General features: G+C 71.0%; 25 protein-coding genes. 15 read left to right on the top strand and 10 right to left on the bottom strand.

The features are described 5' to 3' along the window. The first annotated feature begins 21 nt into the window (after nt 1–21). From ACFWY5_RS36665 to ACFWY5_RS36630, 8 genes are all read left to right on the top strand, one after another. Nucleotides 22–804 (top strand): aminotransferase class IV, encoded by a 783-nt coding sequence (locus ACFWY5_RS36665; RefSeq protein ID WP_379637479.1) that lies wholly within the window; start codon nt 22–24, stop codon nt 802–804. Continuing rightward, a complete protein-coding gene (locus ACFWY5_RS36660) occupies nt 780–1,766 on the top strand; it encodes a zinc-dependent alcohol dehydrogenase family protein (RefSeq protein ID WP_379637477.1) in 987 nt (328 codons plus the stop codon). The genes ACFWY5_RS36665 and ACFWY5_RS36660 overlap by 25 nt, the downstream gene beginning before the upstream one ends. A gap of 179 nt (nt 1,767–1,945) precedes the next feature. Beyond that, entirely contained in the window at nt 1,946–3,730 is a 1,785-nt protein-coding gene (locus ACFWY5_RS36655) for an ABC transporter substrate-binding protein (protein ID WP_379637475.1), read from the top strand. A gap of 7 nt (nt 3,731–3,737) precedes the next feature. Beyond that, nucleotides 3,738–4,745 carry an ABC transporter permease gene (locus ACFWY5_RS36650; RefSeq protein ID WP_379619753.1) on the top strand — a complete coding sequence of 336 codons (1,008 nt, stop codon included), beginning with the start codon at nt 3,738–3,740 and terminating at the stop codon, nt 4,743–4,745. Continuing rightward, on the top strand, nt 4,742–5,641 hold the full coding sequence (locus ACFWY5_RS36645; RefSeq protein ID WP_379619755.1) for an ABC transporter permease: 900 nt from the start codon (nt 4,742–4,744) through the stop codon (nt 5,639–5,641). Before ACFWY5_RS36650 ends, ACFWY5_RS36645 begins: the two co-directional genes overlap by 4 nt. 2 nt (nt 5,642–5,643) lie before the next feature. Further along, on the top strand, nt 5,644–6,654 hold the full coding sequence (locus tag ACFWY5_RS36640) for an ABC transporter ATP-binding protein (RefSeq protein WP_379619757.1): 1,011 nt from the start codon (nt 5,644–5,646) through the stop codon (nt 6,652–6,654). Continuing rightward, nucleotides 6,651–7,661 (top strand): ABC transporter ATP-binding protein, encoded by a 1,011-nt coding sequence (locus tag ACFWY5_RS36635; protein WP_379619759.1) that lies wholly within the window; start codon nt 6,651–6,653, stop codon nt 7,659–7,661. Before ACFWY5_RS36640 ends, ACFWY5_RS36635 begins: the two co-directional genes overlap by 4 nt. A gap of 5 nt (nt 7,662–7,666) precedes the next feature. Further along, nucleotides 7,667–8,530 (top strand): GNAT family N-acetyltransferase, encoded by an 864-nt coding sequence (locus ACFWY5_RS36630; protein WP_379637473.1) that lies wholly within the window; start codon nt 7,667–7,669, stop codon nt 8,528–8,530. Here ACFWY5_RS36630 and ACFWY5_RS36625 read toward each other — a convergent pair. Continuing rightward, entirely contained in the window at nt 8,509–9,627 is a 1,119-nt protein-coding gene (locus ACFWY5_RS36625) for an exo-beta-N-acetylmuramidase NamZ domain-containing protein (protein ID WP_379619763.1), read from the bottom strand. The genes ACFWY5_RS36630 and ACFWY5_RS36625 overlap by 22 nt on opposite strands. A gap of 57 nt (nt 9,628–9,684) precedes the next feature. On the opposite strand from ACFWY5_RS36625, the gene murQ reads away from it, so the two are divergent. Both murQ and ACFWY5_RS36615 read left to right on the top strand, forming a co-directional pair. Next, entirely contained in the window at nt 9,685–10,587 is a 903-nt protein-coding gene (gene murQ, locus ACFWY5_RS36620) for an N-acetylmuramic acid 6-phosphate etherase (RefSeq protein WP_379637471.1), read from the top strand. Further along, nucleotides 10,587–11,639: a serine hydrolase domain-containing protein gene (locus ACFWY5_RS36615; RefSeq protein ID WP_379637469.1), complete on the top strand. Its 1,053-nt coding sequence runs from the start codon at nt 10,587–10,589 to the stop codon at nt 11,637–11,639. Before murQ ends, ACFWY5_RS36615 begins: the two co-directional genes overlap by 1 nt. 189 nt (nt 11,640–11,828) lie before the next feature. Here the strand turns inward: ACFWY5_RS36615 and ACFWY5_RS36610 are convergent, their stop codons facing one another. Further along, nucleotides 11,829–12,719 carry a TIGR03619 family F420-dependent LLM class oxidoreductase gene (locus ACFWY5_RS36610; RefSeq protein WP_379637467.1) on the bottom strand — a complete coding sequence of 297 codons (891 nt, stop codon included), beginning with the start codon at nt 12,717–12,719 and terminating at the stop codon, nt 11,829–11,831. Nucleotides 12,720–12,765: 46 nt separating this feature from the next. Between ACFWY5_RS36610 and ACFWY5_RS36605 the strand changes: the two genes are divergently transcribed. Together ACFWY5_RS36605 and ACFWY5_RS36600 are read left to right on the top strand one after the other, a co-directional pair. Then, nucleotides 12,766–13,623 (top strand): phosphotransferase, encoded by an 858-nt coding sequence (locus tag ACFWY5_RS36605; protein ID WP_379637465.1) that lies wholly within the window; start codon nt 12,766–12,768, stop codon nt 13,621–13,623. Nucleotides 13,624–13,669: 46 nt separating this feature from the next. After that, on the top strand, nt 13,670–13,939 hold the full coding sequence (locus tag ACFWY5_RS36600) for a zf-TFIIB domain-containing protein (protein WP_379619773.1): 270 nt from the start codon (nt 13,670–13,672) through the stop codon (nt 13,937–13,939). Between the two features lie 72 nt (nt 13,940–14,011). On the opposite strand, the gene ACFWY5_RS36595 is transcribed toward ACFWY5_RS36600, so the two are convergent. From ACFWY5_RS36595 to ACFWY5_RS36575, 5 genes are all read right to left on the bottom strand, one after another. Further along, entirely contained in the window at nt 14,012–14,986 is a 975-nt protein-coding gene (locus ACFWY5_RS36595) for a hypothetical protein (RefSeq protein WP_379619775.1), read from the bottom strand. Between the two features lie 38 nt (nt 14,987–15,024). Continuing rightward, nucleotides 15,025–16,608 (bottom strand): ABC-F family ATP-binding cassette domain-containing protein, encoded by a 1,584-nt coding sequence (locus ACFWY5_RS36590; protein ID WP_379637463.1) that lies wholly within the window; start codon nt 16,606–16,608, stop codon nt 15,025–15,027. A 228-nt stretch (nt 16,609–16,836) separates the two neighbouring features. Continuing rightward, complete coding sequence (locus ACFWY5_RS36585; protein ID WP_379619778.1) at nt 16,837–17,646, bottom strand: carbohydrate ABC transporter permease; 810 nt, start codon at nt 17,644–17,646, stop codon at nt 16,837–16,839. A gap of 3 nt (nt 17,647–17,649) precedes the next feature. Next, nucleotides 17,650–18,549: a carbohydrate ABC transporter permease gene (locus ACFWY5_RS36580; RefSeq protein WP_379619779.1), complete on the bottom strand. Its 900-nt coding sequence runs from the start codon at nt 18,547–18,549 to the stop codon at nt 17,650–17,652. Beyond that, a complete protein-coding gene (locus tag ACFWY5_RS36575) occupies nt 18,546–19,904 on the bottom strand; it encodes an extracellular solute-binding protein (protein ID WP_379637461.1) in 1,359 nt (452 codons plus the stop codon). Before ACFWY5_RS36575 ends, ACFWY5_RS36580 begins: the two co-directional genes overlap by 4 nt. Nucleotides 19,905–19,990: 86 nt before the next feature. On the opposite strand from ACFWY5_RS36575, the gene ACFWY5_RS36570 reads away from it, so the two are divergent. Beyond that, entirely contained in the window at nt 19,991–21,199 is a 1,209-nt protein-coding gene (locus tag ACFWY5_RS36570) for an ROK family transcriptional regulator (RefSeq protein ID WP_379637459.1), read from the top strand. Here ACFWY5_RS36570 and ACFWY5_RS36565 read toward each other — a convergent pair. Further along, nucleotides 21,189–21,710: a CGNR zinc finger domain-containing protein gene (locus tag ACFWY5_RS36565; protein ID WP_379637457.1), complete on the bottom strand. Its 522-nt coding sequence runs from the start codon at nt 21,708–21,710 to the stop codon at nt 21,189–21,191. The genes ACFWY5_RS36570 and ACFWY5_RS36565 overlap by 11 nt on opposite strands. A 25-nt stretch (nt 21,711–21,735) precedes the next feature. Here ACFWY5_RS36565 and ACFWY5_RS36560 point away from each other — a divergent pair, with 25 nt between their 5' ends. Both ACFWY5_RS36560 and ACFWY5_RS36555 read left to right on the top strand, forming a co-directional pair. Beyond that, entirely contained in the window at nt 21,736–21,894 is a 159-nt protein-coding gene (locus ACFWY5_RS36560; RefSeq protein ID WP_379619786.1) for a hypothetical protein, read from the top strand. Nucleotides 21,895–21,964: 70 nt separating this feature from the next. Then, nucleotides 21,965–23,719, top strand: coding sequence for an AMP-dependent synthetase/ligase (locus tag ACFWY5_RS36555; protein ID WP_379637455.1), 1,755 nt, complete (start codon nt 21,965–21,967; stop codon nt 23,717–23,719). Here ACFWY5_RS36555 and ACFWY5_RS36550 read toward each other — a convergent pair. Both ACFWY5_RS36550 and ACFWY5_RS36545 read right to left on the bottom strand, forming a co-directional pair. Then, on the bottom strand, nt 23,707–24,303 hold the full coding sequence (locus ACFWY5_RS36550; protein WP_379637453.1) for a phosphatase PAP2 family protein: 597 nt from the start codon (nt 24,301–24,303) through the stop codon (nt 23,707–23,709). The two genes, ACFWY5_RS36555 and ACFWY5_RS36550, sit on opposite strands and share 13 nt — an antisense overlap. 57 nt (nt 24,304–24,360) lie before the next feature. Continuing rightward, entirely contained in the window at nt 24,361–24,885 is a 525-nt protein-coding gene (locus tag ACFWY5_RS36545; RefSeq protein WP_379637451.1) for a hypothetical protein, read from the bottom strand. Nucleotides 24,886–24,898 lie beyond the last annotated feature (13 nt).

The raw sequence follows: 24,898 nt of genomic DNA, 5'->3' as shown, positions 1-24,898 counted from the left end.
ACTCGGTCATATGGTGGAGGGGTGATCGGTCTGGAGCGTGCGGTGGTGGACGGGCGGCCGGCTACCGGCGGCGACGTGGGGCTCGGGATCGCCGCCCGAGGCGGGCACTTCACCGCCATGCAGGTCAGGAACCACGCGGTTCGTGGTCTGGATCTGCATCTCGACCGTCTCGACCAGGCCACGGAGGAGCTCTACGGCCTGCCCGTCGACCGTGACCTGGTCGTCGAGTCGATCGCCGCCGCGCTCGGCGGTGACCTGCACGACGCCTCGGTCCGGGTGAACGTGGTACTGACCGCCAGACTGCACGTCATCGTGACCACGGGCGCGCCGGTCGAGGCGCCGTCCGCGCCGCAGCGGCTGATGACGGTGGCGTACCAGCGTTTCCTGCCGCACATCAAGCACGGCGGCGGGTTCCCCTCCATCCACCTGGGCCGCAGGGCCGCCGCGGAGGGCTTCGACGACGCGCTGCTCGTCGCCGACGACGGCACGATCTCCGAGGGCACGATCACGAACCTGGGCTGCTTCGACGGCTCGCGCGTCGTGTGGCCGCAGGCGGCGATGCTGGAGGGCATCACGTTGCAACTCCTGCGACGGCGGCTGCCGTTGGCCGGTATCCCGCAGACCGTCCGCACGCTGAAGCCCGCGGACCTGGCCGGTTTCGCCGCGGTCTTCCTCACGAACTCCTGGGGCGTCAGCCCCGTCGGCCAGGTGGACGATCTGGTCCTGTCCGCCGAGCCGCAGGACCTCTCCCCCATCCTCACCGTCTATGAGGACACGCCATGGGATCCGATACCCCGCCTGTAGGGACGATGCGCGCCTGGGTGGTGGACACCCCCGGGCGGCCGCTGGTCATGGAGGAACGCCCGATTCCGGTGCCGGGGCCGGGTGAGGTGCTGGTCGAGGTGGAGGCGTGCGCGCTCTGCCGTACGGACCTGCATCTGGCCGAGGGCGATCTGCCGCCGCGCCGTCCGCGGGTCACGCCCGGTCACCAGGTGGTGGGCCGCGTGCGCGGCGGCGACCGGGTGGGCGTGGCCTGGCTGCGCAGCACGTGCGGCCGGTGCCGGTACTGCCTGCGCGGCGACGAGAACCTGTGCCCGGACTCGGCCTACACCGGCTGGGACGCGCACGGCGGGTACGCCGAGTACGTGGTGGCCAGGGCCGACTACGTCTACCCGCTGCCCGGCGACGTCCCGGCCGAACGGCTGGCGCCGCTGCTGTGCGCGGGCATCATCGGCTACCGCGCCCTGATGAAGGCGGGCCTGCCGGAGTCCGGCGGCAGGCTGGGCATCTACGGCTTCGGCGCCTCCGCCCACCTCACCGCCCAGGCGGCGATCGCGCTGGGCCACACGGTCCACGTCGTCACCCGCTCGCCGGCGGCCAGGCGGCTCGCCCTGGAACTGGGCGCGGCCTCGGCCCGCGAGCACGAGCCGCCGGAGCCGCTGGAGGCGGCGATCCTGTTCGCCCCGGTAGGCGACCTCGTGCCGCCCGCCCTGGAGGCGCTCGACCGCGGCGGCACGCTGGCCGTGGCGGGCATCCACCTGACCGGCATCCCGGCGCTGGACTACGACCGCCACCTGTTCCAGGAGCGGGTGCTACGCAGCGTCACCGCCAACACGCGGCAGGACGGACGCTCCTACCTGCGCCTGGCCGGTCAGCACCCGCCGAGCGTGAAAACGACCGCCTACGGCTTCGCCGACGCCGCCGTGGCGCTCATGGATCTGGCAAACGGGCAGGTCAGCGGCGCAGCGGTGCTTATCATCGGGTGATGGCGCCAAGCGCCACACAAGGGGTCCATGAAGGAAAGTTACATTAACCTCACAACCTCTGGAGATTATTGACGCCTCCTCCACCTGCCCATAAGGTCCGGACAACCCCAGAACTATCTCCGGAGCGGTAAATGAAGCGACTAGCAGCGGTAGTGGCGTTGCTGGGCCTTGCAGCCGGCGTGACAGCGTGTAGCGGCGGCAGCGGCACCACCAACAAGTCCGGCTCGGGCGGTGGTGGCGGGCTCTTCACCACGATCGACGTGAACAGGCCGGGCATCGACGCGAGCGCGCCGCCGAACCCGTACAACCCGAAGGGCAACGCCTTCCCGGGGTACACCACGATGAAGATCGGCTGGGTCGTCAACCACCTGACCGACCCCAACAAGGCCCTGCCGGGTATGGCGGCCAGTTGGGAGATCGCGCCGGACAACTCCTCGATCACTTTGAAGCTGCAGCCGAACGCCAAGTGGTCGGACGGCAAGCCGGTGACCGCGGAGGACGTCAAGCTCTCCATCGCCCTCGCCTACACGCAGGGCAGCACGGCCTTCGCCGTCACCCCGGGCGCCGCGGGCGCCGCGGCCGACGTCACCGTGGTGGACGACAAGACCGTCAAGATCACGCAGGATCTCTCCAACCCCAGCCCCAAGTTCGCCCGCGGCGTGCTGGACACCACGGTCCTGCCCGCCCACATCTGGAGCGCCGCGGTCCCCGCCACCATCTGGGACACGATCAAGACCGCGCGCGGTGAAGGCGCCGAGGCCGAGAAGGCCCGCGAGGACATCACCAAGCTGGGCCAGCAGGTGATCGCCTTCGCACCGCAGAAGGACGTCGCCGGCGGCCCGTTCGTGCTGGAGCGGGCGAACCCCGGCGAGGCGCTGCTGGTCAAGAACAAGAACTTCTTCAACGCCGCCAACGTCGCGCCGGACCAGGTGAAGTTCCTCAACTACACCGGCAACGAGCAGATCTGGAACTACCTGACCCAGGGCAAGCTCGACCACTCCGGCTTCGTCGCCGCTCCGACCGACGTGATGAACCGCATCAAGGCCGCTCCGGGCAGCGAGGTCATCAAGGGGTACTCCCCCGTCGCCGTGAGCATGGCCTTCAACCAGAGCAAGAAGCCCTACGACAACGTGCACGTGCGCAGGGGCCTGGCCTACCTGATCGACCGCGAGCAGGTCACCAAGGTCGCCTCGCCCGAGGGCGGCACCGCCGCGACCACCACCAGCGGCATCCACCAGAAGGCGGCCGACGCCTGGATCCCCGAGACGCTGCCCAAGCTGGAGCCGTACAAGGCGGACCTGGCCAAGGCCGAGGAGGAGTTCAAGACCGCCGGCCTGACCAAGAAGGACGGCAAGTGGACGCTGGCCGACGGCTCGCCGTGGAAGGTCTCCATGCACGCGCCGGCCGGGTTCTCCGACTGGCTGTCGGCGCAGGAGAACATCAAGAGCCAGCTCACCAAGGCCGGCATCGAGGCCGAGGTCGTGACCACGGCTGACTACCCGGTCTACCTGGAAGAGCTCGCCGCGGGCAAGTACGACGTCGGCTTCTGGCTGATCGCGCTCGGGCCCGCGCCGTACGACATCTTCCAGCGCCTCTACGGCGCCTCGAACGGCTGGGCCAACGTCGGCGGCAAGATCAAGCACTCGGCCGCGGGCAAGAGCGGCAACTGGATGGGCAGCCCCGAGCAGATCGAGGTCGAGGGCGGCAAGATCAACCCCGGTGAGCTCACCGCCAAGCTGAACTCGGTCGGCCCCGACGAGGCCAAGCCGATCATGAGCCAGCTGGCCCAGGCGGCCAACCAGGACCTGCCGGTCATCCAGCTCTGGGACTACGTCAACAACCAGTTCGTGAACAACAGCCGCTTCACCGGCTGGCCCCACGACGACGAGGTCCTGCGCCTCGGAACCGGCGTCCTTCCCTCGGGTGTCTGGATCCAGCAGGGTCTGGTCAAGAAGAAGCAGTAAGGCACCCATGACGGTTATCGCGCGGCGTCTCGCGGGCCACCTGGCCCGCGGGATCGTCATGATCCTCGTGGTCGCGACGATCAGCTTCTTCATCGTCAACAACATCCCGGGCGACCCGGTGGCGGCCCGCTACGAGAAGCTGCTCGAAGGCGGCATGTCGCCCGAGGCGGCGCTGCAGGCCACGAAGGTGATGTACGGCTTCCTGCCCTCGGGCTCGATGTGGGAGCAGTACCTCGCCTACATGGGCGGTTTGTTCCGCTTCGACCTCGGCATCTCCATCACCCGGCCGGGACAGCCGGTCACGGACGTGCTCGCCGAGGCGGCGAAATGGACCGTTCTTCCGGTGCTCATCGGCACCCTGCTGAGCTTCCTCGTCGGCGTCATCTTCGGCGTCTACGCGGCGATCAAGCGCACCGGCAAGCTCGGCGACGCGCTGGCCATCTCCGGCTCGCTGCTGCACGGCATCCCGCAGTACATCCTGGCGATGCTGCTGGTGGTCATCTTCTCGACGCTGATCCCGCTGCTGCCGCCCGACAGCCCGGTGGACATCCTGTTCGAGCCCGGCTGGAACAGCGGCTATCTGGGCTCGCTGGCCCAGCACGCCGTCCTTCCCGTCGCCACCTACGCCCTGTCGGCGTACGGCGGCTGGATCCTGGCGATGAAGTCGAGCGTGGTGACGGTGCTCGGCGACGACTTCATCCTGGCCGCGGAACTGCGCGGGATGAAGCGCTCGATCGTCTTCCGCTACATCGCCCGCAACGCGATCCTGCCGCTGTTCACGATCCTGGCGCTCTCGCTCGGCCTGCTGCTCGGCGGCGCCGTCTTCATCGAGAAGATCTTCAACTACCCGGGTCTGGGACTGCTGCTCATCGACAGCATCAACCTGCGTGACTACCCGCTCATGGGCGGCGCGTTCCTGCTGATCACCGCCTCGGTCATCGTGGCCAACATCGTGGCCGACCTGTTCTACACCGTGATCGACCCGCGGGTACGCGGCGGGGAGGAGGCCTCATGAGCGTCATCCTGGAGAGCACGAGCACGAGCGCCACCATGCGCCGCAACTTCTGGCACGGCGTGTGGCGCGTCATGAAGCGCAAGCCCAGCCGCATGGTCGGCGTCGTCATCATCCTGGGCTTCGCGTTCATGGGTATCTTCGGGCCGATGTTCTATCCGGACATCCTTCCCGACAACGCCAACGCCGTCACCCAGCCGCCGAGCTGGGAGCACTGGTTCGGCACCGACCCGCAGGGCCGCGACGTGGTCGCGCTGGTCATCAAGGGCTCGCGCTACGTCCTGCTCAGCGCGGCGGTGACCGCGGTCATCACGGTCGTCGTCGGCACCGGCCTCGGCCTGTTCTCCGGCTTCAAGCGGGGCCGCTGGGACACCGTGCTCATGCGGGTCACCGACATGAAGCTCACCATCCCCGGCCTGCCGCTGCTGCTGGTGCTGGCCACGGTGTGGAAGTTCGGCAACCCGTTCCAGATGGGACTGGTGCTCGGGCTGCTGGGCTGGGGCGGGGTGGCGCGGGCCGTACGGGCGCAGACGCTGTCGCTGCGCGAGCGCGGCTTCATCGAGGCGGCGCGCGGGCTCGGCCTTTCCACGACGCACATCGTCGGCAAGGAACTGCTGCCGAGCATGGCGCCCTACATCGCCATGAACATGCTCATCGCGGTCACCGGCGCCGTCTACGCGCAGGTCGGCCTGTTCTTCCTCGGCGTCCTGCCCTATGAGTCGGACAACTGGGGCGTCATGCTCAACCTGGCGGTCTTCCAGGCCGGCGCGATGATCCAGCCGTACGCGCTCGGGTATCTGCTGGCCCCGCTGCTGGCGATCCTGCTGCTCACGCTCGGCATCGTGCTCGTGGTCGACGCCATGGACGAGATCTTCAACCCCCGGCTGCGCGAGGAGTAGAGGTGGCAAAACAGGCGCCGGGAGTGCGCATCGACGGCCTGACGGTCGTCTACAAGACCCCGGCGGGCGAACTGCCCGCCGTGCGCGATGTCAGTCTGGAACTGAAGCCGGGCACCATCACCGGCATCGTGGGCGAGTCCGGCTCGGGCAAGTCCACGATGGCGCTGTCGCTGCTCAACGCGGTCCAGCCGCCCGGCCGCATCCAGCACGGCAGCGTGGAGATCGACGGGCTCGGCAACGTCGCCGAGTTCCGGGGCGAGCAGCTGCGCAAGGCCCGCGGCCGGCACATCGGCTACGTCTTCCAGGCCGCGCAGAACTCGCTGAACCCGCTCAAGACCGTCGGCAAGCAGCTGCTCGACCTCGGCCGCTCGCACGGCGTGGAGGACCTGCGCGCCCTGGTCAGGGAGGCCAAGGAGCTGCTGGGCCGGATGGGCCTGGACGGCGCGCGGGTGCTGGACTCCCACCAGCACGAGCTGTCGGGCGGCATGCGCCAGCGCGTCGGCATCATGCTGGCGCTGGTGCTCAACGCGCACCTCGTGGTGCTCGACGAGCCCACGACCGCGCTCGACATGATCACCCAGTCGAACATCCTGAAGATCGTGCGCGAGGTGCACGCCGAGCGCGGCCTCACCACGCTGGTCATCACCCACGACATCGGCGTCGTGGCCGAGGTGGCCGACCGGCTGGCGGTCATGTACGGCGGCCGCCTGGTCGAGCAGGGCCCCACCCGCGAGGTCCTGGCCGACCCGCGGCACCCGTACACCAGGGGCCTGATCAGGGCCATCCCCCGCCTGGTGGGCGACATCAACGAGGCCCAGGCGCTACCGGGACGCCCGCCCACCCTGGCCACCGTGCCGAAGGAGGGGTGCGTGTTCCGCGAGCGCTGCCCGCTGCGCATGGACGTCTGCGACACCGTCGACCCGGCGGCCCAGGCGTACGGCGAGCGGATCGTGGCCTGTCACGCCGTCGACAGCGCCGTCAAGGTGCCATCCAGGGAAGGCGAGCACGCGTGATCACGGGGAAAGGCATCACCAAGACCTTCAAGCAGCGGGGCAGTGTGCTCGCCGGCCGGGAGGTCCAGGCGCTGCGCGGGGTGGACTTCGAGATCCCCAAGGGCGGCGCGGTCTCCTTCATCGGCGAGTCGGGCTGCGGCAAGACGACGCTGGGCCGGATCATCGCCGGGCTGGAGACCTACGACGGCGGCGAGATCGGCATCAACGGCACCGAGATGTCGTCGTTGAAGCCGAAGCAGCGCCAGCCGTACTTCCGGCGCATCCAGATGATCCACCAGGACCCGTACTCGGCGCTGAACCCGACGCGGACCATCCACCAGACGCTCTACGCGCCGCTCAAGCTGCGCGCCAAGCAGACGGGCCGCGACGAGAAGTGGATCGACGAGCGGGCGGCGGAGGTCCTGGCGCTGGTGGGCCTGGACCCGGGCAGCGTGCTGTCGCGCTACCCGCACCAGCTGTCCGGCGGCATGCGCCAGCGCGTGGTCATCGCCCGCGCGCTGACGGTGGACCCGGAGGTGCTGGTCGCCGACGAGGCCGTCTCCATGATCGACGTGTCGCTGCGGCTGGGCATCCTGGCGCTGCTGAAGGATCTGCGCGAACGGCTGGGCGTCAGCGTGCTGTTCATCACCCACGACGTGGCGACCTCGCGCTACATCGGCGACGACGGCGAGATGTACGTCATCTACCGGGGCCAGGTCGTCGAGCGTGGCCCGGTGGACACCGTGATCGCCGACCCGGTGCACCCGTACACGCAGTCGCTGCTTTCGGCCATCCCGGTGCTGCACGGCCTGGAGACGCCGGGCGCCCAGCCGGTCGTGCCCGTGGAGGCCCTCGACGGCAGCCAGGAGGCGCAGGGCTGCCTGTTCGCCAGCCGGTGCCCGTTCCGCCAGGACCGCTGCGAGACCGAGCGGCCGGTGCTCCAGGTGACCGAGGGGGCGCCGCAGGAGCACGCCTGCTTCTACCCCGAGCGCCGCGACGTGATCGCCCGGCCGATGAGCGGGGTGTGAGGCCCGTGGGGGGAACGCGCGGGGCCGAGCCCGACCTGGAGGAGGCGGGGCGGATCGCGCGGGCGGCGCTGACGTACGACTCCGCGGAGGGGGCGGCGCTGGTCAGGCGGCTGGCGCGGCCTCCGGCCGACCGGCGCTGGACCGCGATCGTCGAGGGCGGCGGGGTGGTCTTCGCCTCCATGTCGACGCGGGACGCCGCGCTCGGGCACATCGACCTGCTGGCCGTACATCCGGATGAGCAGGGCAAGGGGCGCGGCCGGGAGCTGGTGGGCGCGGCCGAGGAGTGGCTGCGCGCGCGGGGCGCGGCGCAGGCGCGCTTCGCCGGCAACCCGCCGTGCTACGCGTGGCCGGGCATCGACGTGCGCTACACGCCCGCGGCGGCGCTGGCCGAGCGGCTGGGTTACGAGCGCTACCACGTGGCGTGGAACATGACCGCCGACCTCGGCACGGACCTGTCGGTCGAGGAGGACCTGGCCCGGCTGGCCGGGCAGGGCGTGCGGGTCGGCGTGAGCACGCGCGGCGGCGACCGCGAGCCGATCGTGGAGTTCACCCGCCGCAACTGGAACGACAGCTGGGCCTGGGAGGCCGAGACGGCCGACGGCGTCGTCTACGCCGAGCGCGACGGGGAGATCCTGGCGTTCGCGGCGTGGGGCGGGCGGCCGGGCTGGTTCGGCCCGATGGGCACCGCTCCGGCGGCGCAGGGGCTGGGCGTGGGCCGGGTGCTGCTGCGCCGCGCGCTGGCCTGCCAGCGTGATGAGGGGCAGGCCAGCGCGCAGATCGGGTGGGTGGGACCCCTGCGGTTCTACTCGCGCGCCGTGGGCGCGCAAGCCGAACGCGTCTTCTGGCTCTACCGCCGCGAGCTGGGGTAGAGCAGGTGGCCATCGGGGAGGCTAGGGTCGGGACACAGCTCGCGGGGGTCGCCGCCGTCGTCCAGGCAGCGCGTGAGCGTGTCGGACCCCCACAGGTGCTCCATGAACAGGTTGGGGCCCCACCAGGCGAAGTCGCCGGGGTAGAGGGTGCGCGCCAGGTGGAGCATCGACAGGCCGGTGAGCACGGGGCGGAAGGCCCGCCGGTCGTGCACGTGCAGCTGGACGCCGCAGACGGTGGTCCCGGCGTGCTTCTGGAAGGTGGGGGTGAAGTACACCTCGCGGAAGCGCACGCCGGGCAGGCCGAGGGCGTTCAGCTCGCGGGCGTAGCGCTCGTCCGCGTACGGCGCGCCGATCAGCTCGAAGGGCCGGGTGGTCCCGCGGCCCTCGGAGAAGTTGGTGCCCTCGAACAGCCCGGTCCCGGGGTAGACCAGGGCGGTGTCGACGGTCGGCATGTTGACCGACGGCATCACCCAGGGCAGCCCGGTCTCGGCGTAGGACATCTCGCGCGTCCAGCCGTCCATCTCGACGACCAGCACGTCAGGGTCGAACGTCAGAGCCAGTTCCCCCGCGGTCCTGCCGTGGCGGATCGGCAGCGGGAAGCGGCCGACGAAGCTGGCGAAGGCGGGGTCGAGCAGGGGGCCCTCGACGACGGTCCCGCCGAGGGGGTTGGGCCGGTCGAGGACGGCGAAGCGCACGCCGAGCCGGGCGGCGGAGGTCAGCAGGTCGTACATCGTCCAGATGTAGGTGTAGAAGCGGGTGCCGACGTCGGCGATGTCGAAGACCAGCGTGTCCACCCCCGAGGCGGCCACGACGGCGTCCAGCTCGTCGCCGGAGATCTGGTGGGTGTCGTAGACGGGCAGTCCGGTCCTGGGGTCGAGCGCGTCCTTCTCGCTGAAGCCCGCCTGGGCGGTGCCGCGCATGCCGTGCTCGGGCCCGAACAGCGCGGTGACCGGCACTCCGGCCGCCAGCAGCGCCTCCAGGGTGGGGGTCAGGTCGGGCAGGACGCCCGTCGGGTTGGTGATGAGGCCGATCCGCTCGCCGGGGACGAGCGTGGGGTCGTTGGCCAGCCGTTCGGCTCCGGTTCTTACGTGTTGCATGAACCCATTGTCTGAAAGTTATTTACAAGAGAGAAGTAGATGGTGGAAATTAGCGTCATGAGTGATCCGGAGCTGTCCACGGAACAGAGCGATCCGCGCTACAGCCAGATTGACCGGCTGCCGACGGAGCAGATCGCCGAGTTGATGAACCAGGCCGACGCGTCCGTCCCCGCCGCGGTCGCCGCCGCCGTGCCGGACATCTCCGCCGCCATCGACGCGATCGCCGCGCGGATGGCCGCCGGGGGCAGGCTGCTGTACGTCGGCGCCGGCACCTCGGGCCGGCTGGCGGTGCTGGACGCCTCGGAGTGCCCGCCCACGTTCGGCACGGACCCGTCGCTGGTCCAGGGCATCATCGCCGGCGGGCCCGACGCGCTGACCCGGTCCATCGAGGGCGCCGAGGACGACGCCCAGGCGGGCGCGGCCGCGATCGCGGAGCTGGAGGTCGGCGCGGACGACTCCGTCGTCGGCGTCTCGGCCAGCGGGCGCGCCCCTTTCGTGATCGGCGCGCTCGGTGAGGCGACCGGGCGCGGGGCACTGACCGTCGGCCTGTCGTGCAACACCGGCGCGCCCCTGTCGGCGGCGGCCGAGCACGGGATCGAGGTCGTGGTCGGCCCCGAGGTGGTGACCGGCTCGACCCGGCTCAAGGCGGGCACCGCCCAGAAGCTGGTGCTGAACATGATCTCCACGATCTCGATGATCAGGCTGGGCCGTACCTACGGCAACCAGATGATCGAGATGTCGGCCATGAACTCCAAGCTGGCCGGGCGGGCCGTGCGCATGGTCGGCGACATCACCGGCGCCGACGCCGAGACCGCCCGCGCGACGCTCGAGGCCGCCGACGGCCAGGCCAAGGTCGCCGTCCTGATGATCAGGCACGGCATCGGCGTCGAGGCCGCCCGCACGCTGCTGGAGGAGCACGGCGAACGGCTGGCCGACGCACTGGAAGGCGCGAAGAGCTGATGTCCGACCGGCTCGACGCGATCCTGGCGCAAGCGGTTCCCGGCACCGCCTCGGCGGCCGTGGCGGTCATCGCCGTCGACGGCGTCGTGGCCGCCTCCTCGGTCGCGGGAGAGCTGGTCCGCTACACCGACCTGGAGTTCACCCTCGCTCCCGAACGGCCGGCGGCCCAGCGCGACTCGATCTTCGACCTGGCCTCGATCAGCAAGCTGTTCACCACGGCGGCCGTGCTGTCGCTGACCGAGGACGGGCAGGCCGGGCTGGACGAGCCGGTGGCGCGGTGGCTGCCCGGCAAGGATCCGCGCGTCACGCTGCGCCGGCTGCTCACCCACACCGCGGGGCTGCAGGCGACGCGCCGCATCGACCTCGAACTGCCGGACGCCGACCCGGCCACGCGCATGGCCGCCATGGTCGCGACGCCGGTGACCGGTGAGGTCGGCGGGCCGTACCTCTACACCGACGTCGGCATGGTCACCGTGGGACGGATCGCCGAGCTCGCCGGTGGGGCGCCCCTCGACGAGCTCGTACGGGCCCGCGTGACCGGGCCGCTCGGCCTGGCCGACACCGGTTACAACCCCGGCGCGGACAGGCTGCCCAGGATCGCCGCCACCGAGTGGAAGCCGGAGCGCCCCGGCCCCGGCTGCGTGCGCGGCCGGGTGCACGACGAGACCGCGTACGGCCTCGGCGGCGTCGCCGGGCATGCCGGGGTCTTCTCCACCGCCGACGACGTGCTGCGCTTCGGCGAGAACCTCCGGCTCGGCGGCGGGCCCGTGCTGCGGCCGGACACGGTCGCCGAGATGCTGCGCGACCAGGGCGCGGAGGGCGCCGCGTTCCGTCACGGGCTCGGCGTGCGCATCGGCGACCCGTCCATCGTCGGGCCGCTGGAAGGCGCCTTCGGCCACTCCGGCTTCACCGGCACCTCGCTGGTCGTCGACCCTGTGCGCCGCCTGACCGTCGTCCTGCTCACCAACGCCGTCCACCCGGTGCGTGGCCGGGACGGCATCCGCGCCCTGCGCCACGCCGTCGCCACGGAAGCACTCCGGCTCGCGCAATAGCCACACCACCCCGCAGACACGCTCCACACGCGCAAAAGCCGTGGCGGCGCTCCGCTCAGGCAAAAGCCGAAGAGGCGCTCCGCTCACGCGAAAGCCGTGGCGGCGCTCCGCTCAGGCAAAAGCCGAAGGGGCGCACCGCTCACGCGAAAGCCGTGGCGGCGCCCCCGCCCGCGCACGAGTCACCCGGCGTCAGGAACCGGGGGCGAGCGCCTCCAGCGCCTCCTCTGCCCGGCGCATGGCCTCCGGCGCGGGCGCCGTGACGATCTCGGGGTCGAAGTTGAGGTCGTGGAAGACCTCGGTGACGCCCTTGGCGGCCAGCTCGTCCACGTCGGCGCGGATCTCCGCGTAGGTGCCGGTCAGCGGCGCGCGCTGCCCGGTCCTGACCTGGGTGACGCCTCTGACGACGAAGCGCAGGGCGCCGGGGTCGCGCCCGGCCTCCTCGGCCGCCGCCTTCACCTGGGCGATCTTCCGGTCGATCGTGGTCAGGTCCTCACGGCTTGAGCTCATCCAGCCGTCGGCGATCCGCCCGGCCCTGCGCAGCGCCGGCTCGGCGACCCCGCCCATGAGGACGGGCGGCGGGCCGGGCTCCGGCTTGGGGTCCATGTGGGCGGGCGGCACCCGGTAGAACTCGCCCTCATGGGCCACGACCTCGTCGTTCCAGCAGGCGCGCAGCACCTGGACGAACTCCTCTCCCCTGCGCCCGCGCCCGGCGAAGTCCACGCCCGAGGCGGCGAACTCCTCCTCCAGCCAGCCCAGCCCCACCCCGGCCACCAGCCGCCCGCCGGCGAGCGTCTGGAGCGTGGCGAGCTGCTTGGCCAGCATCACCGGCTGCATGAACGCGTTGACCACCCCCACGCCCAGCTCGACCCGCTCGGTGACGGCCGACAGGTGGGCCAGCGTGATGAGCGGGTCGTGCACGCTGCGGTAGACGGGCCCCATGGGGTGGCCCTCCGGGTAGAGCAGGCGCTGGAAGGTCCACAGGCCCGCGTAGCCGAGCTCCTCCGCGCGGACGGCCACCGTGCGCATGTTGTCCGGCCGGGCCCACGGCCCTGAGATCGGCACCCCGAAGCTGATCTTCATGACATCTCCCGCTTTGGCATCGTGCTGGGACACCTAGTCTTATCAAGTGGGTCTCACGGAAGAACTGGCGAGGGTGGCGGCGGACTACGGGGGCACGGGCGCGCCCGACGTCCATCCCAGCCGCACGGACGTGGTCGTGCTGCGCAGGGGCGAGGTCGTGGTCAAGGCGCACTCCGTGCGCGACGACCCGGTGTTGCTGGCGCCCCGGTTGCGGGCCGCCGGTGCCGCCGCGCTCAGCGGGATCATGCTCGCGCCGCTCGACACCGAGGTGCTCGACGTGGCGGGGCGGGCCGTCACGGTCTGGCCCGCCGGGCAGACCGTCGACCCGGACACCGCGCCGTGGGAGGAGGGGGCCAGGCTGCTGGCGCGGCTGCATGCCGTACCCCTGCCGGTGGTGTCGCCGCTGCCGGCGGCGGGCGGTCCCGCGCGCGCCGCCCGCGCGGTGCGGCGCATGGCGGGCGACGGCCCGGTCGAGCAGCTCATCCGGATGACCTTCGCCGGTCTGCCCGAGCCCGAGCCCGTCCCCGGCCTGCTGACCCACGGCGACTGGCATCTGGGCCAGCTGGTACGGCGGGAGCGCTGGCTGCTCATCGACATCGACGACCTGGGCGTGGGCGACCCGGTCTGGGACCTGGCCCGGCCGGCGGCCTGGTACGCGGCCGGGCTGCTCGAGGCGCCCATCTGGGACCGTTTCCTGGGCGCCTATCTCGCCTCCGGCGGCCCCGCGCTCGACCCGGCCGACCCGTGGGCCAGACTGGATGTGCCGACCCGCGCGCTGACCGCCCAGCTGGCGGCGGTCGCGGTCGTGAACGCCGCCCGCGACGGCCGGGAACTCGACGAGGTGGAGCATTCGTTGATCGAGGCGTGCGACAGAATTGTCGGGCTCCCTCAGGGCCTGCCATAGTGGCGCACGCACAGAGTTTTCCCCTGACGGCAAGGAGATCAAGCGGATGCAGTGCCCCAAGTGCCGCGGCAACATGCGGACATATGAGCGCAACGGGGTCCACATCGAGCAGTGTGACAACTGCCGGGGGATCTTCCTGGACTATGGCGAGCTCGAGACGATCACCAGGATGGAGTCGCAGTACCGCAGCGCTCCGCCGCCCGCGCCCGGCGGCCCGGCCTGGGGCGCTCCGTCGCACGGCGGCCACCACGGTGGCGGCTACCACCACGGTCACCGCCGCAAGGACAGCTTCCTCGGCATGCTTTTCTCGTCCTGAACGTCTCGTCCTGAACGTCTCGTCCTGACGTGACGTGAGAGGGCCGCGCGGGCGTCCGCGCGGCCCTTCGGCCTACTTGGGGAAGCTCTCGGGGTCCACGGGGTCGGTCGGCGCGTTGCCGCCGGAGACCGCGTGCAGGGTGATCCGCCAGTCGTGCCAGAGGATCTGCGAGGCGGTGTAGGTGGTCTTGAACTTCACCGACTTCTGGAAGCGCTCGAAGCTGCAGTCACGGGTGAAGGCCCTGTTCTTGCCGTCCCAGTCGACGCCGTGGGTGAAGTAGATCTTGTAGTTGCCGTCGCGGACGCCGCGTACCTTGTACTTGCCCTTCTTGCGGACGTAGATGCTGAAGGCCTTGGTGCCGCCGCGCATCACGGTCACGACGGCGTCGCGGGTGGAGCCGTTGTCGATCTGCAGCGAGCTGCGGCCGTTGAGGTTCTCGCGTTTGATGAACTTGCCGGTGCTCAGCCGCCGGCTCTGCTTGGCCGCGGCCTTGACCTGGATGACGTCCGCCGGGTAGTCGCCGGCCGCCTGCAGCGCGGCGCCGGTCTCGTCGAGCTGCTTGAGCGCGGCGCTGAGATCGGTGAGCACGCCGCCCGGGGTGCACACGTCACGGCTGCCGACCTTGCCGAGGGTCGAGCCGAGCTGGGCGGCGAACTCGCGCAGGCTGCCGACATAGGCGTCGTGCTGGGCCTTGACCTCCTGCGGGGGCGTCACCGCCGACAGCTCGTCGGCGGCGCCGCGCAGTGCCTCCTCGGCACGTTCCACCCGCGTGTTCAGGGTCTTGACCGTGCGCGCGCCCATCATGGAGTCGATCGCGTCGGTCATGGCCTGCTTGCGGCCCGACAGCTCGCTCTTGTAGCTCTCCGGGGTGAGCGCCGTGGCGGGCGGTGCGGTGGTTCCCGTGCCGGTGCTGGGCTTGGCGGTGCCGGGGCCGCCGGCCACGCCCCTGGCGACGGGCTCACCACCGGTCGGTCCGCTGACACCTGAGGTACAGGCGGTAAGGGTCGCGAGGGCGAGCACGCAGGTCATCAACCGGGGGACAGCCACCTGCCACACTATTGCCCGGTTGATCCCCTTGCGTCAATTCACGATTCCGACAGGCCATGCTCCCTGTCCTGGCGCAGCCAGCGGGTGATGCCCAGCTCCCGCAGGAACGGCAGGTCGTGGCTGGCCACGATCAGCGCGCCCCGGTAGGCCGACAACGCCTCGGTGAGCTGCCGCACGCTGGCCAGGTCGAGGTTGTTGGTGGGCTCGTCCAGCAGGAGCAGCTGCGGCGCCGGGTCGGCCGACAGCAGCGCAGCCAGCGTCGCGCGGAAGCGCTCGCCACCCGACAGCGTGGACACCGGCTGGTGCACCCGCTCGCCCCGGAACAGGAACCTGGCCAGCCGCGAGCGCACCTCGGTGACCCCGGCGTCCGGGGCCAGGAGACGCACGTTGTCGAGCACGCTCCTGCCCTCGTCCAGCAGGTCGAGGCGCTGCGGCAGGTACCGGGAGGGCACCAGGGCGCCCTGCCCGGCGATCCGCCGCAGCAGCGTGGTCTTGCCCGAGCCGTTGGCGCCGGTCAGCGCGATCCGCTCGGGCCCCTGCACCAGCAGCTTCTCCAGTACGGCCCCGCCGTCCCGCCGCCCGGCGTGCTCCAGCGGCAGGTCCAGGACCACCCGCCCGGAGGGCACGGCGGTCTCGGGCAGCGAGATGCGGATCTCGCGGTCCTCGCGGACGGCCTGCTCGGCCTCGGTCAGCCGGTCGAGGGCTCCCTCCAGTTTCTCGGTGTGCATGATCCGGTGCTTGCCGGCGGAGACCTGGGCCTCCCGCTTGCGGGCGTTCATGATGATCTTCGGCTCCCGTTTCTGGGCGCTCATCTTGTTGCCGTAGCGGACCCGGCGGTCGAGCTTCATGTGCGCCTCGGCGAGATCGCGCTTCTGCCTGCGCACGTCGGCCTCGGCGGTGCGGACGGTCCGCTCGGCGCTCTCCTGCTCGGCCGCGAGCATGCGCTCGTGGTCGTCCAGGTTGCCGCCGAAGACGCGGACCCGGCCCTCGCGGAGCTCGGCGATCTGGTCGGCGAGCGCCAGCAGGGCGCGGTCGTGGCTGACCATCACCAGCACTCCCGGCCAGGAGGCGACGGCGGCGTAGAGCCGTTCGCGCGCCTGGAGGTCGAGGTTGTTGGTGGGCTCGTCGAGCAGCAGCACCTCGGGGTTCTTGAGGAACTGCGCGGCCAGCCCGACCATGACGACCTCGCCGCCGGACAGCGTGCCGACGGTCCGGTCGAGGCCGACGTGGTCCAGGCCGAGCCGGTCGAGTTCGGCGCGGGCCCGTTCCTCGACGTCCCAGTCGTCGCCGACGGTCTCGAAGTGCGCGACGGCGACGTCGCCGGACTCGATGGCGTGCAGCGCCGCCCGGATCCCGGCGATGCCGAGCAGGCCGGCGACGGTGGACTCCCGGCGCAGGGTGAGGTTCTGCGCGAGGTAGCCGACCCGGCCGGCCAGGCTCACGCTGCCGCCGGTGGGCTGAAGCTCCCCGGCCAGGATCTTGAGCAGCGTGGACTTGCCCGACCCGTTGGCGCCGATCAGCCCGGTACGCCCCGCGGGGAAGGCGGCCTCGAGCCGGTCGAGCACCAGCGTTCCGTCGGCCCAGCCGTAGGAGACGCGGTCGATGACCACGGAAAAAGACATGAGGTGGCTCCCATCACAAAGATCAACCATTCGTGACTTTGCGGGAAACACCGCGAAACGCCCACGTGAGGTGGCGGAACGCCAGAGGTCCAGGTTGCGCGCGTGCCCACGACAGGGCGGAACGGCGCGGTGCCCGCGACCTCAAACCCTCACGTCAGCTGCCCCCTGGGCTCGGCGATAAGACGTGGAAAAGTGTAGGTGACCCAAGATTTCGCCGCAAGCTCCATTTCAGCCCTTGACCGCGCCGCCGAGGTTGAAGGTGCCGGCCAGATACTTGTTGACCGCCACGTAGAGCACGACCGCCGGGGCCGTGTAGATGATCGAGAACGCCGCCAGCTCGCCGTAGGCCACCTGGCCGTACTGGGAGAAGAAGGTGTAGATGGTGACCGCCGCCGGCGCCTCCTCCGGCTCGTCCAGCAGCACGAAGGGGGCGAAGAAGTTGCCCCACTGGCCGACGAAGACGAAGATGCCGACCACGGCGATGCCCGGCGCCATCAGCGGGCCGACCACGCGCACCAGCGACTGCACCCAGCCGGCCCCGTCCACCCAGGCCGCCTCCTCCAGGCCGACCGGTACGCCGTCCATGAAGTTCTTCATCAGCCAGATCGCGAACGGCAGCGCGCTGGCCGCCAGGAACAGCACCATCGCCGGCACCGACCCGTAGAGGTTGAAGCGGTAGAACATCGAGTAGACCGGCACGATGATCGCCGTCAGCGGCAGCCCGGTCGTGAACAGCAACGTCAGCATGAACGAGCGCTTGTAGCGCAGTTCGTAGCGCGAGAGCGGGTAGGCGGCCAGCGCCGCCACCAGCACGGTGATCAGCGCGGTCCCCGCCGAGATCACGATGGAGTTGATCACCGGCAGGATCGTGGTCTCCCAGGTGAGCACCGCCTGGAAGTTGCCGAGCGAGAACTCCCCCGTGGGCTGGGCCGACAGGCCCGCGCCCGGCTGGACGGAGGCGATGACCACCCACAGGAACGGCGCCGCGAACGACACGGCCACCACCAGCAGCGCGATCCGGGCGGCGAGTCGGCCCATCCCTCAGTCCTCCACCTTGATCAGCCGCAGGTACACCAGCGAGAACAGCGCCCCGATCACCAGCATCACCAGCGCCATGGCCGAGCCGTAGGCGATCTCGCCGTAGCGCAGGGCCTTGTCGTACATGTAGAGCGGCGTGGTCTGGCTGGCGTTGCCCGGTCCGCCGCCGGTGAGGGTGTAGATCAGCCCGAAGCTGGCCAGCGTCTGCAGGGTGATCAGCATGAGGTTGGCCATGATCGAGCGCCGGATCAGCGGCAGCGTGATGTGCCACAGCCGCTGCCAGGTGCCCGCGCCGTCGACGGCCGCCGCCTCGACCAGTTCGGCGGGCACCTCCGACAGCGCGGCCGAGTACACCAGCATCGAGAACGCGGTCCCCCGCCAGACGTTGGCCAGGATCACCGCGACCATCGGCGCGGTGTAGAGCCATTCCTGGCCGATGCCGGTCAGCGTGTTGAGCGTGCCGTCCTCGGCCAGGAAGGAGAACCAGCACAGCGCCGCGACGACCTCGGGCATGACCCACGCCGCGATCACCACGCCGTTGACGACGCTGCGCGTGGCCCGCGAGCGCCCGCGCTGCAGCAGCGCGATCATCAGGCCGAGCGTGTTCTGCCCGATGACGGCGGAGCCGAGCACGAAGGCGAAGGTGAGCGTGAAGGAGTTGACGAAGTCGGCGTCGCCGAACATGCGCACGAAGTTGGCCGGGCCGACGAAGCTCGGGCTGACCGAGTTCGTGCCCGACAGGGTCTCGTTGGTGAACGCGACGTACAGGCTCCACAGGATCGGGCCGGCCAGGAAGAGCACCAGCAGGACCACCGCGGGCCCGAGCGGCGCCAGCCGGCGCAGGGCGCGCCGCCTGCCCGACGGGCCCCGCGCCACCGGCCGGGAAAGGGCGGTGGCCGTCATCCGCCCGCGACGACCTTGTCAGGGCCGCCCACGACACCGGGCAGGGTGTCGGAGTAGGCCTTGGCCGCCTCCTCCGGGCCGCGCGCGCCGGTGGTGACCGCCTCCATGGCCTCCTGCACCTCGGCCGAGACCTTCGGGTACTCCTCGAAGGCCGGGCGGTAGTGGGTGACCTCCGCCAGGTCGGTGAAGAACTTCACCGACGGGTTGTCGGCGCTGTAGGCGGGGTCGGCGGCGACGTCCTTGCGCGTGGCCAGGTCGCCGGTCCCGACCGAGTAGAGCATCGAGTTCTCCTTGTTGGTGGCGGTGGTGATGAAGTCGAAGGCCTCCTTCTTGTGCGGGGTGTAGGAGCTCATCGCCATCACCCAGCCGCCCGACATGCTCACCGCGCCGGGCGCCTGGCCGTTCTGGGTCGGCATCCGCGTCCAGCCCATCTTCTGTGTCCACTCCGGCCACGGCTTGGTGCCGGTCGGCTTCCAGGCCGAGGGGGTCCAGGCGCCGTCGAGCAGGATGCCGAGCTTGCCCTGCGGGAACCACTCCAGCGTGTGCTTGTCGTTCAGCTTGGCGTTGTGGGCGTCGGACAGCTTGGGGCCGAGGTTCTCGCGGTAGATCGTGTTGATGAAGGCCAGGGAGTCGGTGAAGCCCTTGCCCGCGGCCATCCACTTCTTCTGGGTCTGGTCGTAGAGGGTGCCGGCGGGCGTGCCGTACAGGAGCATCTCGAAGCCCTGCATGGTGGCGGCCTCACCGTGGATCTTGGTGGAGTACATGCTGAAGGGGATGGCGCCGGGGGCCTTCTGCTTGATCGCGCGGGCCGCGGTGAGCACGTCCGCCCACGTCTTGGGCTCCCACGGTACGGCGATGCCGGCCTTGGCCAGCACGTCCTTGTGGTACCAGAGCCCGCGGGTGTCGGTGCTGATCGGGACCCCGTAGATCTTGCCGTCGCCGCCCTTGGCCGCCTGCTTGACCGAGTCGGGGAACTGCGTGCCCCAGTCCGGCCAGGAGCCGAGGTACTCGTCGAGCGGGGCCAGCTTGCCCGCGGCGACGTCGGCGTTGACCTGGAAGGTGTCGTGGTAGTAGAGGTCGGGCGCGGAGTCGGCGGAGCGGTTGAGCAGCGCGAGCTTGGTGTAGTAGGCCTCGTTGTTGCCCTGCACCGGGGTCAGCTTGATCGTCACGCCCTTGTGCGTGGCCTCGTACTGCTTCTTGGCGTTCTGGAGCATCTTCTCCAGGTACGGCCAGGTGGTTTCGACCTTGTAGAGGACTTCGAGCTCTTTGGCGCCGCCGGCGGCGGGCTCCTTCGTTCCGGAGCCGCAGGCCGCCACGCCGATGATGAGGATTGAGGCGATCAGGACACGTTTCATCGGGGGACTCCCCTATGTCGCCGGTTAACCGGCAACGTAAATCAAATTGATTTACAGAGTCAACGCCTTCGTGTGAGATTGACCTCATGCAGATGGGCACCAACCTGCCCAAGGTCGGCACCTACAACCGGGCGGTCGTGCTGGAGGCCGTCCAGGCCTCCGACGGCATCAGCCGGGTCCAGATCGCCGGCATCACCGGGCTGACGCCGCAGACCGTCTCCGTCATCGTCCGCAAACTCCTGGAGGACGGGCTGGTCGTCGAGGACGGCTCGGCGCCCGGCGCCGGCGGCAAGCCCCGCACGATCCTGCGCGTCGACCCGGCCGCCGGGTACGCGGTCGGCATCCACTTCGACCCCGGCGAGGTCTCCTACGTGCTCGCGGACCTGGCCGGCCGCCCGCTGGTCAAGCTCCACCGCCCGGTACGCGGGGCCGGGCCGGAGCCGGTGATCAGGACGCTGGCCCGTACCGCCCGCCGCCTGCTGAAGGAGGCCGGCGTACCGGATCACAAGGTGCTCGGCGTGGGCCTGGCCTCCCCCGGCCCGCTCGACCCCGACGGCGTCATCGTCACCCCGCCGCGCCTGCCCGGCTGGGACGGGGTCCCGATCAGGAGCCTGCTGGAACGCCACGTCGGCTACCCCGTCACCGTCGACAACGACGCCACGGCGGCGGCGATCGGCGAGCGCTGGGCGGGCCTGGCCCGCGCCGTGCCCAGCTTCGCCTACCTGTACCTGGGCACCGGCATCGGCGGCGGGCTGTTCCTGGACGGGCAGGTCTACCGGGGCCGCACCCTCAACGCCGCCGAGTTCGGCCACGTCACCGTGATGCCGGACGGGCCCGAGTGCTACTGCGGCAACCGCGGCTGCGTGGAGGCGCTGTGCTGCCCGAGCGCGATGGTGGCCACGGCCAGGGAACGCCTGGCGCTGGGCGCCGAGTCGGTGCTGACGCGCGGGCGGCTCAGCCACGCGGCCGTGTGCGCCGCTGCGGCCGCCGGGGACCCGCTCGCGCTGTCGGTGGCCGCCGAGGCGGCCGACCGGCTGGCCGACGCCGCCGTCTCGGTCGTCAACATGCTCGACGTCGACCTGCTCGTGCTGGGCGGGCCGGCGGTGCGGGAGCTGGGCGGGCTCTACCGGGACGTGATCGGGCGGGCGGTCTCCACCCGGGTGCTGGCCCGCGGGCTGCAGGCCGTACGCGTGGAGGTCTCCCCCATCGCCGCGGACGCGGCGGCGATCGGCGCGGCGTCGCTGGTCTTCCACGTCACCTACGCGCCGCGGCTGGACCGCCTGGTCAGGGAGTGACCCGGCGGGCCCGGTGGTTGGCCACGTTGACCCGGTTGGCGCAGGCGAGCGAGCAGAAGCGGCGGCGGCCGTTGCGCGAGGTGTCGACGTAGACGGTCGGGCAGCCCTCGCGGTCGCAGCGGCCCAGGCGGCGGCCGTCGGAGAAGGAGATGGCCATGGCCAGCCCGCCGGCGGTGGTGTCCTTGGCCCGGCTGATGATGTCGGCGTCGATGGCGAAGAAGTGCAGGTGCGGCTTCCTGCCGTCGTGCGCGCTGACGTACGGCGTCGCCGCGGTCATCTTCAGCAGGTCGTTGACCAGCGCGATCTGGGTCTCCTGGTCGCGCTCGCCGAAGACGGGATCGAGCCGGCCCGCCCAGAGCTCCAGTTCCTCCGCCTGGGCCGGGGTGAGCTCGGCGCGCAGCATCGCGTTCGCGGACAGGATCGCCGTCAGCGCGCCGGGTGAGTAGTCGGCGGTGTTGACCAGGTCGGCGGACAGGGCCGCCCCGTTGCCTCCGTAAGCGTTGAAATGCACAAGCTCATTACATCAGGCTGGAGGCATGCGCTCCACACACCTGCACGAACTGACCGCCGTCTCCTCCCATCGCACGTCCGAGGGCCTGGTCGCGTACTTCCGCTGTGACTGCGGGGCCTGGGAGGTGCGGGCGAGCGGCGGGGCGGATGTCGCGATCGCCGCGACACGCGTGGGATGTGACTGACCGGCACCATCGACTCTCCGAGGGTGTTCGTCCTATTGTCGGCACCAACACCCCCCTCAGGAGGTCAGGCATGTCCAGCATTCCCGCCTTGTTGCGCGACCGGGTCAACGCCACCCCGGACGCCGAGGCATACCGCACGCCGTCCGAGAGCGGCTGGACGTCCCTGTCGTGGCGAGAAACCGGCGACCGGGTGCGCGAACTGGCGCTCGGCCTGGCCGGGCTGGGCTCGGAGCCGGGCGCGCGCGTGGCGCTGCTGTGCTCCACCCGCCTGGAATGGATCCTGGCCGACCTGGCCGTGCTGTCCACCGGCGCGGCCACCACGACGATCTACCCGTCCAACACCGCCGACGAGTCCGCGTTCGTGATCACCGACTCCGGCAGCACGCTCGTCATCGCCGAGGACGACGCCCAGGTCGCCAAGCTGCGCTCGGTGCGCGAGAAGCTGCCCGACGTCCGGCACGTCGTGGTCATCGACGGCACGGCCGCCGACGACGGCTGGGTGGTTCCCCTGGCCGACGTGGCCGGCGAGGGCGACTACGACGCCATGGTCGAGGCCATCTCCGCCGACGACCTGGCCACGCTCATCTACACCTCCGGCACCACCGGGCGGCCCAAGGGCGTGGAGCTGACCCACGACAACTGGCTGTTCGCCGCCGCGTCGGTCCGCGAACTCGGCCTGCTGGGCCCCGACGACCTGCACTTCCTGTGGCTGCCGCTGTCCCACTCCTTCGGCAAGCTGCTGGAGGTCGTGATGATCGACTGCGGCGTGCCCACCGCACTCGACGGCCGGCTCGACAAGATCGCCGAGAACATGGGCGTGCTCAGGCCCACCTTCATGGCCGCCGCGCCGCGCATCTTCGAGAAGATCCACAACACGGTGGCCGCGAACATGCGCAACGAGGGCGGCCTCAAACTGCGCATCTTCACCTGGGCGAAGGCCACCGGCGTACGTGTCGTGCGGGCCCGCCAGCGCGGCGCGTCCATCCCGGTCACCACCGGCTTCGAGTACCGCCTGGCCGACCGGCTCGTCTTCGCCAAGCTGCGTGAGCGCTTCGGCGGGCGCATCCGCTTCTTCATCTCCGGCGCGGCCCCGCTGTCACAGGACATCGCCGAGTTCTTCGACGCCGCCGGCCTGACCATCCTGGAGGGCTACGGCCTGACCGAGTCGTCGGCCGGCAGCTTCCTCAACCGGCCCGCCACCGTCAAGTTCGGCACCGTGGGCCCGCCCCTGCCCGGCACCACCGTGAAGATCGCCGAGGACGGCGAGGTGCTCATCGGCGGGCGCGGCATCATGCGCGGCTACCACGGCCTGCCCGAGGACACCGCCGCGGCGCTGGAGGACGGCTGGCTGCGCACCGGCGACATCGGCGAACTCGACGACGAGGGCCGGCTGCGCATCACCGACCGCAAGAAGGAGCTCATCAAGACCTCCGGCGGCAAGTACGTCGCGCCCACCTACCTGGAGGGCCGGATCAAGGCCGCCTGCCCGTACCTGTCGCACGTGTTCGTCCACGGCGACCGGCGCAACTACTGCACCGCCCTGGTCACGCTCGACATGGACGTGGTGCGCCCCTGGGCCGAGGCCGAGAACCTGCCCGCCGACGCCGAGGCGCTGCGCGAGCACCCGAGGATGCGCGCGGAGGTCCAGAAGGCGATCGACGAGGTCAACGCGAGCCTGGCCAGCTACGAGACGGTGAAGAAGTTCGCCGTGCTGGCCGGGGACTTCACGGTGGAGACCGGGGAGCTGACGCCCAGCCTCAAGATCAAGCGCAAGGTCGTGGAGGAGCACCACGGCAAGGTGCTGGACGGCTTCTACTCCGGCTGACGCTCCGCACGCTTCGCGCGCGTCTTCCTCAGCACGGGTACGGCCTCGCCCACGTTCGGCCACAGCCGCCGGGTGAACAGCCCGGCGGCCACCCCGATGGCCGCCCCGGCCAGTACGTCGCCCGGGTAGTGCACGCCGGTGTACACGCGGGAGAAGCAGACCGCCCCCGCCACCACGCCGACGGGCACGCTGATCCGGCGGGGCGCCTCCAGCGCGACCGCGGTGGCGAAGGCGGCGGCCGTGGCCGAGTGGCCCGAGGGGAACGAGGTCGAGGACGGAGTCCTCAGCACCCGCGCCAGCGGCAGGAAGTCGGCCAGCGGGCGCTTGCGGTTGAAGGCCCGCTTGGCGGCGATGTTGGCCAGCGGGCTGGCCACGCTGATGGCCAGCAGGCCGCGGGTGGCCGCCCTGCGCAGCCTGCGCCTGCCGGTGAAGGCGAGCCCGCCCGAGATCAGGCCCCACAGCACGGCGTTGTTGGCCGCGTTGGACAGCGGAGGCAGGACGCTTTCGAGGCCGGGCAGGTGCGCGTTGGCAACGGCCTTGAACAGGCGTTTGTCCCAGCGGTGCAGGCGGGAGCGGAGTCGCATACACCCCATACTGCCCAATCGCCGCCCGGGGTCACGCGCGGGAGCGGGCGCCGGGCATCACTTTCTGGCGTAGGCGGTGATCGTGACGGGGTGGTCGGCGGCGCCGTACCGGATGGAGAGCTCGACCTTGGCCGGGCCGGTGGTCAGGACGCTGCCCACCCACAGCGCGCGCTGGTCCGCGCAGCCGGTGAAGCGGTAGGAGGGCGTGCCGTCGGACAGGGTGTAGGCGTTGTCGCGGCGGTACTTCGCGCGGTCGAACAGCAGGGCGGTGCCGGCCGTGCGGGTCGTGACGGTGAAGTCGGCGCCCGGCTCGGCGCGGACGGCGAGCTTGAAGCCGCGCACCGGCTGCCCGCCCCCGGACGGCGGAGCGCTCGGGGGCGGGGCCAGGCCGAAGGCGAGCAGCGCGGCCGGGCCGGAGACGACGACGCGGTCGTCGAGGCCGGCGTCGAAGTCCTGCTGGTTGGCGCCCGCGCAGACGCGCTGGCCGGGAGGCTCGCGCACGGTGGAGGGTATGGTGCCGCCGGTGGCGGCGCCGCAGCCGCTCAGCAGCAGGGCGGTCGCGGCGAGGAGCGTGCGTCTCATGTCCCGGATACAC

The organism is Nonomuraea sp. NPDC059007 (genome assembly GCF_042740555.1).
Lineage (GTDB): Bacteria > Actinomycetota > Actinomycetes > Streptosporangiales > Streptosporangiaceae > Nonomuraea.
This window is presented reverse-complemented; position numbering and strand designations above follow the sequence as displayed.

What these genes read in the sequence shown, in the direction of transcription:
- ACFWY5_RS36615 (WP_379637469.1), top strand. Translation starts at nt 10,587, where the DNA reads ATGTCCGACCGGCTCGACGCGATCCTGGCGCAAGCGGTTCCCGGCACC.
- ACFWY5_RS36555 (WP_379637455.1), top strand. Translation starts at nt 21,965, where the DNA reads ATGTCCAGCATTCCCGCCTTGTTGCGCGACCGGGTCAACGCCACCCCG.
- ACFWY5_RS36550 (WP_379637453.1), bottom strand. Translation starts at nt 24,303, where the DNA reads ATGCGACTCCGCTCCCGCCTGCACCGCTGGGACAAACGCCTGTTCAAG.
- murQ (WP_379637471.1), top strand. Translation starts at nt 9,685, where the DNA reads ATGAGTGATCCGGAGCTGTCCACGGAACAGAGCGATCCGCGCTACAGC.
- ACFWY5_RS36545 (WP_379637451.1), bottom strand. Translation starts at nt 24,885, where the DNA reads ATGAGACGCACGCTCCTCGCCGCGACCGCCCTGCTGCTGAGCGGCTGC.
- ACFWY5_RS36660 (WP_379637477.1), top strand. Translation starts at nt 780, where the DNA reads ATGGGATCCGATACCCCGCCTGTAGGGACGATGCGCGCCTGGGTGGTG.
- ACFWY5_RS36645 (WP_379619755.1), top strand. Translation starts at nt 4,742, where the DNA reads ATGAGCGTCATCCTGGAGAGCACGAGCACGAGCGCCACCATGCGCCGC.
- ACFWY5_RS36650 (WP_379619753.1), top strand. Translation starts at nt 3,738, where the DNA reads ATGACGGTTATCGCGCGGCGTCTCGCGGGCCACCTGGCCCGCGGGATC.
- ACFWY5_RS36580 (WP_379619779.1), bottom strand. Translation starts at nt 18,549, where the DNA reads ATGACGGCCACCGCCCTTTCCCGGCCGGTGGCGCGGGGCCCGTCGGGC.
- ACFWY5_RS36575 (WP_379637461.1), bottom strand. Translation starts at nt 19,904, where the DNA reads ATGAAACGTGTCCTGATCGCCTCAATCCTCATCATCGGCGTGGCGGCC.
- ACFWY5_RS36570 (WP_379637459.1), top strand. Translation starts at nt 19,991, where the DNA reads ATGCAGATGGGCACCAACCTGCCCAAGGTCGGCACCTACAACCGGGCG.
- ACFWY5_RS36625 (WP_379619763.1), bottom strand. Translation starts at nt 9,627, where the DNA reads ATGCAACACGTAAGAACCGGAGCCGAACGGCTGGCCAACGACCCCACG.
- ACFWY5_RS36560 (WP_379619786.1), top strand. Translation starts at nt 21,736, where the DNA reads ATGCGCTCCACACACCTGCACGAACTGACCGCCGTCTCCTCCCATCGC.
- ACFWY5_RS36585 (WP_379619778.1), bottom strand. Translation starts at nt 17,646, where the DNA reads ATGGGCCGACTCGCCGCCCGGATCGCGCTGCTGGTGGTGGCCGTGTCG.
- ACFWY5_RS36610 (WP_379637467.1), bottom strand. Translation starts at nt 12,719, where the DNA reads ATGAAGATCAGCTTCGGGGTGCCGATCTCAGGGCCGTGGGCCCGGCCG.
- ACFWY5_RS36590 (WP_379637463.1), bottom strand. Translation starts at nt 16,608, where the DNA reads ATGTCTTTTTCCGTGGTCATCGACCGCGTCTCCTACGGCTGGGCCGAC.
- ACFWY5_RS36600 (WP_379619773.1), top strand. Translation starts at nt 13,670, where the DNA reads ATGCAGTGCCCCAAGTGCCGCGGCAACATGCGGACATATGAGCGCAAC.